The organism is Marinobacter sp. UBA2498 (assembly GCF_002341575.1).
GTDB classification, from domain to species: domain Bacteria; phylum Pseudomonadota; class Gammaproteobacteria; order Pseudomonadales; family Oleiphilaceae; genus Marinobacter; species Marinobacter manganoxydans.
The window spans coordinates 833-4,900 of the sequence record NZ_DDOI01000095.1; the positions used below are offsets into that span (position 1 = coordinate 833).

The following is a 4,068-nucleotide window of genomic DNA, read 5'->3' on the forward strand; positions in this document are numbered from 1 at the left end:
AAGCGTAGCGCGGCTCGTTGAGACGCAGGTCGGTGGTCACCACCGCCGGCAGTTTCAGTTCCACGGTCTGCAGGCCGCCGTCGATTTCACGGGTCACCTTGACCTTGCCTTCTTCCACGTTCACTTCAGAGGCGAACGTGCCCTGGGGCATGCCGGTCAGAGCAGCCAGCATCTGGCCGGTCTGGTTGTTGTCATCGTCGATGGCCTGTTTGCCGAGGATCACCATTTCCGGCTTTTCCTCTTCAACGATGGCTTTCAGCGCCTTGGCGATGCCCAGCGGCTGAATCTCTTCATCGGTTTCCACCAGGATGGACCGGTCGGCGCCCAGCGCCATGGCGGTGCGCAGCTGTTCCTGAGCGGCTTTGGGGCCGATGCTGACAGCGACGATTTCGGTCACGACGCCTTTTTCTTTCAGGCGTACCGCTTCTTCCACGGCGATTTCGCAGAAGGGGTTCATGGCCATTTTCACATTGGCGAGATCAACGCCAGAGTTGTCCGCCTTCACGCGAACCTTAACGTTGTAGTCAATGACTCGCTTGATGGGTACAAGAACCTTCATAGGATCCTCGGAATCTTCCACTTGGTGACTGAAGTCGCTTCCGTCCGGGGGCTGCCACAAAGCAGGGTTTGGAAGCCCACCGTGCCTTGTGGCAACCCGCCCGAATACTCGCTTTCACCAGTACTTAATAAGGACGGAAACGATGAAAGAGGCGAGACGACGCCGAACGCCGGGGCCCCGCGCGAGAGCCGGTATCTTGAACGCTGCCCCCCGGCAGGTCAATAGGCCGAAGTCGGGTAAGCGGATGATTTTGCTGCCAATTGTGTCGTTGTTTCATGACCCGCCGGTCGCCGATATCCTTGTAAATCAACCACCTGGCAAGGGATAATCCAAACAAGTGTTTGAATCGGCGTGAAAGTCGATTCCGAAAAGTGGTGCGATATGGAGGATGCCTTTATACTCCGCGCCACCCCAAGAGAACCGAAAGCTAGGAGACAGGCTGTGGAACGCGAATCTATGGAAGTCGACGTCGTCATCGTCGGCGCCGGTCCGTCCGGTCTGGCAACCGCATGCCGCCTGGGTCAAATCGCCCAGGAAAGCGGTCAGGAACTCAGCGTCGTGGTGGTGGAGAAAGGCTCTGAAGTAGGCGCCCATATCCTCTCCGGCGCGGTATTCGAGCCGCGCGCGCTTAACGAGCTGTTCCCCAACTGGAAAGAACTCGGCGCCCCGCTGAACACCGAAGTCGGCGGCGACGAAATCTTCTACTTCACTGGCGCCGAGAAAGGCTCCAAGGTGCCCAACCCGTTCGTGCCCAAGACCATGCACAACGAGGGCAACTACGTTATTTCCCTGGGCAACCTGTGCCGCTGGCTTGCCGAACAGGCCGAACAGCTTGGCGTTGAGGTGTATCCCGGCTTTGCCGCGTCCGAAACCATTATTGAAGACGGTCAGGTAAAAGGGATCATTACCGGCGATATGGGCGTGGCCCGCGACGGTTCCGAAAAAGACGGCTACATGCCAGGCATGGAACTGCGCGCGAAGTACACGCTGTTCACCGAGGGCTGCCGCGGTCACCTGGGCAAGCGCCTGATCAACGAGTTCAAGCTTGATGAAGGCAAAGACCCGCAGCACTACGGTATCGGTATCAAGGAACTGTGGGATATTGATCCGGCCAAACACGAGCCGGGCCTCGTAGTTCATACCACCGGCTGGCCCCTGAAAGAAACTGGCTCCACCGGTGGCTCTTTCCTGTATCACCTCGAGAATGGCCAGGTATATGTGGGCTTGATCACCGATCTGTCTTACAGCAACCCGCATCTGAGCCCGTTTGAGGAATTTCAGCGGCTGAAGCTGCATCCGGAAATCAAGAAACACCTGGAAGGCGGCAAGCGCGTTTCCTACGGCGCCCGTGCAATTACCAAGGGTGGCTACAACGCTCTGCCCAAGATGAGCTTCCCGGGTGGTCTCCTGCTGGGCTGTGATGCGGGCACGCTGAACGGTTCCAAGATCAAGGGCTCCCACACCGCCATGAAGTCCGGCATGTTGGGCGCCGAGGCAGTTTTCGAAGCGCTGAAGGACGGCAAGAGCGGCGAAGAGATCAGCAGCTTCCAGAAGAAATTTGAAGACAGCTGGCTGTTCAAGGAGCTATACGCAGAGCGTAACTTCGGCCCGGCGATGCACAAGTTCGGCAATATAGTCGGTGGCGCCATCGCCTACTTTGAGCAGAACATCCTGCGCGGCAGCCTGCCGATTACCTTCCACGATACCACTCCGGATTATGCCACCATGAAGCCGGCAGCCGAGTGCAAGAAGGTGACCTATCCCAAGCCGGATAACACCCTGACCTTCGATCGTCTGTCCTCGGTGTTCATTTCAAACACCAACCACGAGGAAGATCAGCCGGTTCACCTTAAACTGACCGATCCGGAACTTCCGATCCGCGACAACCTGCCGAAATACGATGAGCCTGCGCAGCGCTACTGCCCGGCTGGTGTTTATGAAGTTGTCGAGAAAGACGATGGCGGCGGAAAGCGCTTCCAGATCAACGCCCAGAACTGTGTTCACTGCAAGACCTGCGACATCAAGGATCCTGCACAGAACATTAACTGGGTAACTCCGGAAGGGGGCGGTGGCCCGAATTATCCGAACATGTAAGTCCGGATTCCGGTAGAAAACGGCCCCTCGCGGGCCGTTTTTTTTGGCATAAAAAAACGGCTCCCGAGGGAACCGTTTTTCGTTGCGCTTCAGAAAAGCTTAGTGAGCGTGGCCGTGCTCTTGCTCTTCGTCAGTCGCGTCGCGAGCTTCTACCACTTCTACGTCGAAGTGCAGAGTCTGGCCAGCGAGCGGATGGTTGGCGTCGATGGTGACGGTTTCGTCGCCAACTTCTACCACACGAACGACCTGGGGGCCGCCCGGGGTCTGCGCCTGGAACTGCATGCCCGGCTCGATGGTATCGACGCCTTCAAATGCAGAACGCGGAACCGGCTGGATCAGCTCTTCGTTAACTTCGCCGTAGCCTTCAGCAGGTTCTACAGAAACCTTAACCTGATCGCCTGCGTTCTTTTCGTTCAGTGCACTTTCCAGTCCACCGATAATGTTCTGTGCACCTTCCAGGTAAGACAGAGGCTCACGACCTTCTACACGGGAGGAATCAAGCTGCTCTCCCTGATCGTTGGTGAGCGTGTAATGGATGGTGACAACACGAGGTTGGGCCATGTGATCTCCTTGCGTGTCCGCAATGACTGTTTAATTGATTTAGGCAATCGAAAGTGATCGTGAACAGCCAGACTGAACAGAGGGACTAACGACCACCGGGCCTCGTTAGAGAGCCAGGCTCATAACAAGTATGAAAACACAGTTTAACAACTGAGCTAATGCGTTTTCTACCGTAATTCTGGGGCCGTGGTACGGGTTTTCAACCACCCTGCCCGATTTTGTAGAAAATTCCGTGGCTGAATACCCCAAGAACCGGGTGTCCGTCTTCATTCCGTTCCACAACATGCTCCGCCAGGTCGTAATAGGCTGCGGTTACCAGTCGCGCTTCGACCCCATGGCGAACCTTTACCACGGGTCTTGGCTCATCGGAGCCCGGATAGGTAGTCACTTCCAGTGGATGGTCCTGGCCAATCTCGAGGGTTTCGCCGACATTGGTGGTCAGGGAAATGACCTGACGGTCGCTCTCTCCAGTCACGGTCAGGGAATGGGCGAGCAACGGCGCATCCTCGACTTGGATGCGCCACTTTTCAACGGGCGTCACCAGGTAGTATTCGCCGTCGCTTTCCCGGCGGAGAATGGTGGAAAACAGACGTACAATCGCTTCTCGAGCCAGCGGCTCGCCTTTGAAGATCCACTGACCATCGCGGCTGATGCGAAGATCCATATCCCCGGAAAGCTCGGGGTCCCACTGATCAATGGGTGGATTCCCGACCTTCTTCACGGTTTCCTCCACCTGCTTTGCAAGATTATCCGGATTCATGCTCATAACGGTGGCTCCCGGCCATCTGAATTACAACCCGCGCATCCACTCCGCGCGCAACGGTGCTGCACCGGGGTTGGTAATGGCGAGGTTT

At 56.8% G+C, this 4,068-nt stretch carries 5 protein-coding genes; 1 reads left to right on the top strand and 4 read right to left on the bottom strand.

The window, feature by feature from the left end; genetic code table 11:
• Nucleotides 1–559 (bottom strand): electron transfer flavoprotein subunit beta/FixA family protein (locus B2W52_RS13315; protein WP_286803508.1); only part of this gene is annotated, 559 nt, incomplete at its 3' end.
• Nucleotides 560–1,000: 441 nt separating this feature from the next.
• Between B2W52_RS13315 and B2W52_RS13320 the strand changes: the two genes are divergently transcribed.
• Complete coding sequence (locus tag B2W52_RS13320; RefSeq protein WP_286803509.1) at nt 1,001–2,653, top strand: electron transfer flavoprotein-ubiquinone oxidoreductase; 1,653 nt, start codon at nt 1,001–1,003, stop codon at nt 2,651–2,653.
• 99 nt (nt 2,654–2,752) lie between these two features.
• On the opposite strand, the gene B2W52_RS13325 is transcribed toward B2W52_RS13320, so the two are convergent.
• From B2W52_RS13325 to B2W52_RS22345, 3 genes are all read right to left on the bottom strand, one after another.
• Nucleotides 2,753–3,214, bottom strand: coding sequence for an FKBP-type peptidyl-prolyl cis-trans isomerase (locus tag B2W52_RS13325; RefSeq protein WP_008171631.1), 462 nt, complete (start codon nt 3,212–3,214; stop codon nt 2,753–2,755).
• 199 nt (nt 3,215–3,413) lie between these two features.
• Entirely contained in the window at nt 3,414–3,980 is a 567-nt protein-coding gene (locus B2W52_RS13330) for a DUF1285 domain-containing protein (RefSeq protein ID WP_008171634.1), read from the bottom strand.
• A 24-nt stretch (nt 3,981–4,004) separates the two neighbouring features.
• A partial coding sequence (locus B2W52_RS22345; RefSeq protein WP_414673498.1) for a hypothetical protein occupies nt 4,005–4,068 on the bottom strand: 64 nt, incomplete at its 5' end.

What these genes read in the sequence shown, in the direction of transcription:
- B2W52_RS13325 (WP_008171631.1), bottom strand. Translation starts at nt 3,214, where the DNA reads ATGGCCCAACCTCGTGTTGTCACCATCCATTACACGCTCACCAACGAT.
- B2W52_RS13330 (WP_008171634.1), bottom strand. Translation starts at nt 3,980, where the DNA reads ATGAGCATGAATCCGGATAATCTTGCAAAGCAGGTGGAGGAAACCGTG.